This window comes from Chelativorans intermedius (assembly GCF_025398255.1).
GTDB lineage: Bacteria > Pseudomonadota > Alphaproteobacteria > Rhizobiales > Rhizobiaceae > Chelativorans > Chelativorans intermedius.
Window position 1 is genome coordinate 1 of sequence record NZ_JAODNW010000054.1, and the last position, 5883, is coordinate 5883.

Consider the following 5883-nt stretch of genomic DNA (forward strand, 5'->3'; position numbering starts at 1 on the left):
GAAATGGTCCGCCTCGCCTGTCCCGACAGCGCCCAGGCATCGCTCATTTCCGAAAGCTTCGGCCTCCCCGTCATCGACAGCGGCGGTATCCGCGAGCTCCATCGCAAGATCATCATCGACACGGCCGACTCCTTGAACGAAGGCCTCGGCGAACGAGCCATGCAGATCCATCTCCAGCGGATCGTCGGGTCCTATGTCGGCTCAGCTCACGGCGCGGGTCAGTTCTACTCCCGGTCGGTCTCGGAAGCCCGCGACGCCACGGCCAGAAACGCAAACGACGACCGCGACGCAGACCTCGACGGTCCTGTTGGTTTCGACAGCGCCGCCCAGCGCAAGCGCGAATTCGCGGCCGACATGGGCATTCAGGCCCACGCGCTCCGTTGCGCTGCCGAAGGCGTGGTGGCTGCCTACGAAGAGGTCGTCGGTGAGGCCTGGAAGCCCTTCGAACGCCATGTCGAAAATCCCGGCCAGACGGTCGATCGCAAGGCGGCCGAATTGCAGATGGCGGCTTTTGGCTGAGCCCATCGGGCGGAGCTTCGGCTCCGCCCGTTATTTCGGTTCGACAGCTCGGATTGACAGAATGACGTAAAATACCTATTTTACGTGAAACACTGGAGCCGAGAGATGAAACAGTACACCTTCTCCGATATGAACCGATCCTCGGGCGAAATCCTCGAGACGGCGATGATCGAGCCGGTCGTGCTCACTAAGCACGGCAAGGAAAAGCTCTATGTCCTCTCGGCCCGGGATTATCACCGAATGCGGGGCGAGCCGAGCCCGACAAAGGCCTATTCGCTGCATGATGCGCCGGACGATGTCCACGAGGAGCTCATGTCAGGGATAGACGCCATACTTGAACCTGCCAAGACCGATGTTTGAGCAGGGCGACGTCGCGGAGTTCCACTATCTCTGGCACCGCGAAGCACAAAAGGGCGAGGAATCCGGACGGAAGCCTCGCCCCGTCTGCATCGTGATCAAGACGCCGGGCAATCCGGATGTCGTTTTTCTCTTCCCCTTCACATCCAAGCCACCTCTTGCCGGCCAGCTCGCCATGAGCGTGCCGGAAACCGAATGCCGCCGCATAGGTCTTGCCGCGCCGTGCTGGATCATTCTCGACGAGTATAATCGTGTCGAAATGGACAAGGACTACGACTTCGTTTCGATCGAACCCATCGGATCGGTTAGCGCTGCCTTTCTCCGCGAGATTGCCTCGACCATCAAGCAGTCGGCCCGAAGGATCGCCATTAGAGCCGTAAATCGGACCTGACCATTTATCCGTCCGCCTTACCAACTCAGGATCGGAAAGATCGGACGAGCCATCGCGGAAGGCGATTATGCTGAAAGCTACCGAAGAAGAGATCGAGGAAGCCCGGGAATACTTCGAATGGCAGGCGCCCGACCTCGAAGTGACCTTCATGCAGAAGGTCTACTCGGAGGCCGTTCTGAACACGCGCCACGACGTGTGGGACATCCACACCAACAAGGATCGCTGGTGGGTCATCACGGGCGGCACAAACCTCTATTCTCAAGAGCAGTTCCCCAATATGGACCTTGCTCTGACCTTCCATATTGGCCTGAGCCTCCGAATCCCGCGTACGGCAGAACAACAGGATGGTGATCAACGTATCCTCCCGTTCGGCCCCGTCTTCGAGAAGATCGAAGAAGCTGGCGCCGCCGTGACACAGGCGCACAACCTCGCGGGCTATCAAGCTGTCGGCGTCCGCTGCCGGGAGACGCTACTCGAACTGATCGGCGTCGCGCAGGACGCGGCAACGTGGACCGACACACCGCCGCAGCGCGCGAACTTCCGGGCGTGGGCGGAGATCATCTGCAATGATCTTCTGCCGGGAGACACCAACAAGGAGCGTCGCAGGGCCCTCAAGGGTGCGCTTGAGTCCGCATGGACCTTCTCCAACTGGCTGACGCACTCGAAGTCGGCCACATGGATCGATACCGACATGGCACACTCGTTGACCCAACACGCCATCGGTATGGCGACTTCTTTGCTCGTTCGCGAGCTTCGCGGTGTCCCTGTCGAGTGTCCGAAATGCGGCTCGCCACATCTCGAGCCGGAACAGGGCGAAAACACCGCAGCACCCGGAGTCTTATGGGAACGACCGCGCTGCCCCGACTGCGGATGGGCCGGCAGGCCCGTTCCAATCCTCGATCTCGAGGATGGCCAGTCGATCATCACACGCGAAGGTGAACAGTCCGACGAGTGCAGCATTATGACCGTGCCGCTGCGCGCGATCCTCAAGCCGGGCGATCCGGCGATCGCGGCGCTGAAGAACACAGAGACCGGGCCACCGGAGCCAGTCGTCTATTTCGCCTATGGGTCCAACATGTCGACCGCCCGGCTACGCGAACGCATGCCGAGCTGCAAGCCGCTCGGCATCGCCACCTTGCCGGGTCATTCGCTCCGTTTTCATAAGCGTAGCGTGGACAAATCCGGGAAGTGCAACGCATATCCCAGTGGCGATGACTGTAGCGTGATCGGAGTCCTGTTCAGCTTCGATCCTGCCGAGCGAGCGAAGTTGGATAAGGCAGAGGGTGTCGGCAGCGGCTACGAGCACGCAATGGTCACGGTCATCAACGAAAGAGGGCGCAGGCGGAAGGTCCTTACCTATCTCGCCAGCTCGGACTATGTCGACGACAGCCTCAAGCCCTATGGCTGGTACAAGGACTTCGTCCTTGCAGGTGCTAGGGAACACGGCCTGCCGCCGGAGTATATTACCCAATGGGTTGAATCGGTTGACGTGATCGATGATCCCGACAAGGAACGGGATAAGAAGCAGCGGGCGACGCTCTCAAGTCTCGGGCGTTGAGACTGCTGTTTCGGTGGATTGCCGGTTTAGTTTCCGGTCCAAACGTGCGCGCTATCGGGAACGACCGTTCAGTGATTTCGACACCCAATTCTGGTCGGGTTGCCAGTTAGGCATTTTCCTCGTCGAGCGCCCGAAAACCAGCTTCAACCATTTTGCTGTGCAGTTCGCCCTTCGGCCCGAAGCCCAATTCGAATTCTCCATCGAACGCAGACGCTCCAATTAAGAGGCAATGGGCCGCCGTGAGAATCAAAAGAGGGATATCATCCATACCGGGAGCATAGTGAAACTCTTCAATCTCGCAGGACTCCCCGATTCTCAGGTACGCCTCCAGGTCCCGCACCTGGGTGTGAACAGCTTTGCTTAGCAATGCATAATTGGTGATGTACCAATCGTGCATGTCAGCTCGCCTACTCCACTCTTCGGTGCTGAGTGTTTTCGCACCGGTCGCCAGGATCTCTTGCTCCAGCTCCCTAACAAGCTCGTCAGAGATGGCTTTCCGGGTTTCTTCCAGATTGGGGTATTCATTGTTTCGTGCCTTGTTGATCAGCTTTTTGCGCGCCACCAGGTCCTCAGCGATGAAGGCCTTCGGAGCGGACCGCTCGGTGGCAACAGCACGCATCTTGAAGGTCGTCTCAACGAGCGCTCTGAGGGCTGCTCTTGCGGGGGCGATCATCCCTCTATTGAGTAAGACGATCACAGCCTGGTAATGCTCCAGCAGCCGCATGAAAAGCGTAGCGACAATAATCGCTCGGATGTCACGATTGCGGATATCGGCTGAAAATAGAAGTTCATGGCAGTCGTGATTGATGTGGCGGGCGCACGCAAACAGTCGGTGGTGGGCCGTATTAATCTCCCCTTCGAGCTCGCTGCTCCGATGTGTGAGAAACCCGTCTGAATCGAACTCGAACATCATCTCACCCTCGATCTGATCTGAGCATGCACGACTTGGTGGCGATTGCCTGCCTTTGTCACTCTTTGCCAGGGTTCAGCATGCGCGGTGCGACAGCTAGGTGCAACGGTTGCGATGGTTCGGGTCGACGAGCCAGACTCTGAAATCCTCCTTGCCGACTGAGGCCTTCTCAGCGCTGCAATTTGCACGTCGCTCCTGGACAATGCTTTCGCGACCGCCAGAACAGGGTGCGGTCTGAGGCACCAATGTTCGGCCAGCACGGAATGCACAACACTGGGTTCACTCATCAGGGCGGTCCAACCCCGCTCTTCAGGGATGGCATTCCTGGCGCGGCCGCGGGACTTCCACGATCAACCCATAAAGGGTCCGCTAGCTACGCTGCGGCCGTTTGGCTGACGCCTGCACGGTGATCGCGTCCGCTTGCCGCACACCGACGGAGCCATCAGAGCGGGAATGGCCCGCTCCAACGATGGAGCCCTCGGATGTCGCACGATCTTTCCCTCGCCCAGAAACACGCCTGGAGACTCGCCCGGACCCTGATGACCCCGGTGGTCCTCTTCCAGTCCGACGACGCATACGGGGTGCTCCCCGCCGATGAAGTCGAAGACGCGGAGGTCGACATCCTCTTCGAATACGATCCCTACACCGGCGGTCACGCGGTTCACTGAACCGGCTCTCGGTTCACTTTCCGCAGCGGCGGCGCCTGGCGCCGCCGCCCTTGTTTCGACCGCCCGCGGCCCGTCCCGGTCGGTGGCCTGGGCAGAGCCGGCCGCGCCGGCAACGGCTTGCGCCGTCCTCCCCTTCGGTCCGGCCCTGCGGGTGCAGGCGCGCCCTGAAGCTCCGCCTGAACCGGCCCCGTGACGGGGCCGCGATCGGCGCGGCCTCCAGAAATGGAGGTTGAAATGAGCAGGAAAGAAAAGGGCGCGAAGACCGATATCTACGCGCGCATCACGCAAAAGATCGTTGCCGACCTGGAAAACGGCGTGCGGCCATGGGTGAAACCCTGGAGCGCCGGCCATGCAGACGGACGGATAACCCGCCCGCTGCGCCATACCGGTGAACCATACACTGGCATCAACGTCCTGTTGCTGTGGTCGGAGAGCCTGGCGCGCGGATTCACCGCGCCGCTCTGGATGACCTATCGGCAGGCGGCACAGATCGGCGCACAAGTCCGCAAGGGCGAAACCGGCGCGACGGTCGTCTATGCGAGCCGGTTCACGAAAACCGAGACGGACGCGCAGGGCGAGGAGTTGGAGCGCGATATTCCGTTCCTCAAGACGTACACCGTCTTCAATTGCGATCAGATCGACGGGCTTCCCGATCACTATTACCACCGGCCCGCGAAGGTCATCGATCCTGTCGAGCGGATCGAACATGCCGACCGGTTCTTCGCCAACACCGGGGCCGTGGTCCGGCATGGCGGCGCGCGAGCATTCTACGCGCCGGCAAGCGATCACATCCAGATGCCGCCCTTCGAGACGTTCCGGGACGCCGAATCCTACGTCGCCGTGCTCAGTCACGAAACGGTCCATTGGACCTCGAGGCCCGATCGGGTTGGCCGCGATCTGAGCCGCTACGCCAAGGACAAGACCGAGCGCGCGCGCGAAGAGCTCGTGGCCGAGATCGGCTCGGCGCTGCTTTGCGCGGACCTCGGCATCGTTCCCGAACTCGAACCGCGGCCGGACCATGCGTCCTATGTTGCGAGCTGGTTGCGCGTCCTTTCCGACGACCGAAGGGCAATCTTTCAGGCCGCCGCCCATGCGCAACGGGCCGTGACCTACCTGCACGGTCTGCAGCCCTCCGCCACCGGCACGGGAAAGTTGGAGGCGGCCTGATGCTTTCCTTTTCGAATGCTGCTGCAGAGGGCATCGAGCCCTCCGCCATCCGGCTGCGCGTGCTATCGCTCGGCGCCGGCTTCCAATCGACCACCCTGGCGCTGATGGCCGCCCATGGCGAGATCGGCCCGATGCCCGATTGCGCCATATTCGCCGATACTGGCTGGGAGCCGAAGGCGGTCTATGAGCATCTCGACTGGCTGCGGTCGCCCAACGTTTTGCCGTTCCCCATCCACGTCGTTTCGGCGGGCAGCATCCGTGATCAGCTCATGGGAGCCGCCGAGAGTAAACGCTGGGCGTCGATTCCCGCGTT

At 61.0% G+C, this 5883-nt stretch carries 7 protein-coding genes and 1 pseudogene; 7 read left to right on the plus strand and 1 reads right to left on the minus strand.

What is annotated here, in order from left to right:
* The 4 genes from NYR58_RS19915 to NYR58_RS19930 form a co-directional block, all read left to right on the plus strand.
* On the plus strand, positions 1-519 hold a 519-nt coding region (locus tag NYR58_RS19915; protein WP_261522882.1), incomplete at its 5' end, for a hypothetical protein.
* A gap of 105 nt (positions 520-624) precedes the next feature.
* Entirely contained in the window at positions 625-879 is a 255-nt protein-coding gene (locus tag NYR58_RS19920; protein WP_065818563.1) for a type II toxin-antitoxin system prevent-host-death family antitoxin, read from the plus strand.
* On the plus strand, positions 854-1267 hold the full coding sequence (locus NYR58_RS19925; RefSeq protein WP_261522883.1) for a type II toxin-antitoxin system PemK/MazF family toxin: 414 nt from the start codon (positions 854-856) through the stop codon (positions 1265-1267). Before NYR58_RS19920 ends, NYR58_RS19925 begins: the two co-directional genes overlap by 26 nt.
* Before the next feature lie 67 nt (positions 1268-1334).
* Entirely contained in the window at positions 1335-2825 is a 1491-nt protein-coding gene (locus NYR58_RS19930) for a gamma-glutamylcyclotransferase family protein (RefSeq protein ID WP_261522884.1), read from the plus strand.
* 106 nt (positions 2826-2931) lie between these two features.
* Here NYR58_RS19930 and NYR58_RS19935 read toward each other — a convergent pair whose 3' ends face one another.
* Positions 2932-3738, minus strand: a complete 807-nt coding sequence (locus NYR58_RS19935) for a DUF5677 domain-containing protein (protein ID WP_261522885.1) — start codon at positions 3736-3738, stop codon at positions 2932-2934.
* 479 nt (positions 3739-4217) lie between these two features.
* Here NYR58_RS19935 and NYR58_RS19940 point away from each other — a divergent pair, with 479 nt between their 5' ends.
* From NYR58_RS19940 to NYR58_RS19950, 3 genes and pseudogenes are all read left to right on the plus strand, one after another.
* Positions 4218-4403 (plus strand): hypothetical protein, encoded by a 186-nt coding sequence (locus tag NYR58_RS19940; protein ID WP_065818558.1) that lies wholly within the window; start codon positions 4218-4220, stop codon positions 4401-4403.
* A 234-nt stretch (positions 4404-4637) separates the two neighbouring features.
* Positions 4638-5570 (plus strand): ArdC family protein, encoded by a 933-nt coding sequence (locus NYR58_RS19945; RefSeq protein ID WP_261522886.1) that lies wholly within the window; start codon positions 4638-4640, stop codon positions 5568-5570.
* A pseudogene (locus tag NYR58_RS19950) lies at positions 5570-5883 on the plus strand (hypothetical protein); the annotation flags it as partial. The gene NYR58_RS19945 and the pseudogene NYR58_RS19950, both read left to right, overlap by 1 nt.

Coding starts and splice junctions, on each gene's coding strand:
- NYR58_RS19920 (WP_065818563.1), top strand. CDS start 625: ATGAAACAGTACACCTTCTCCGATATGAACCGATCCTCGGGCGAAATC.
- NYR58_RS19930 (WP_261522884.1), top strand. CDS start 1,335: ATGCTGAAAGCTACCGAAGAAGAGATCGAGGAAGCCCGGGAATACTTC.
- NYR58_RS19935 (WP_261522885.1), bottom strand. CDS start 3,738: ATGATGTTCGAGTTCGATTCAGACGGGTTTCTCACACATCGGAGCAGC.
- NYR58_RS19940 (WP_065818558.1), top strand. CDS start 4,218: ATGTCGCACGATCTTTCCCTCGCCCAGAAACACGCCTGGAGACTCGCC.
- NYR58_RS19945 (WP_261522886.1), top strand. CDS start 4,638: ATGAGCAGGAAAGAAAAGGGCGCGAAGACCGATATCTACGCGCGCATC.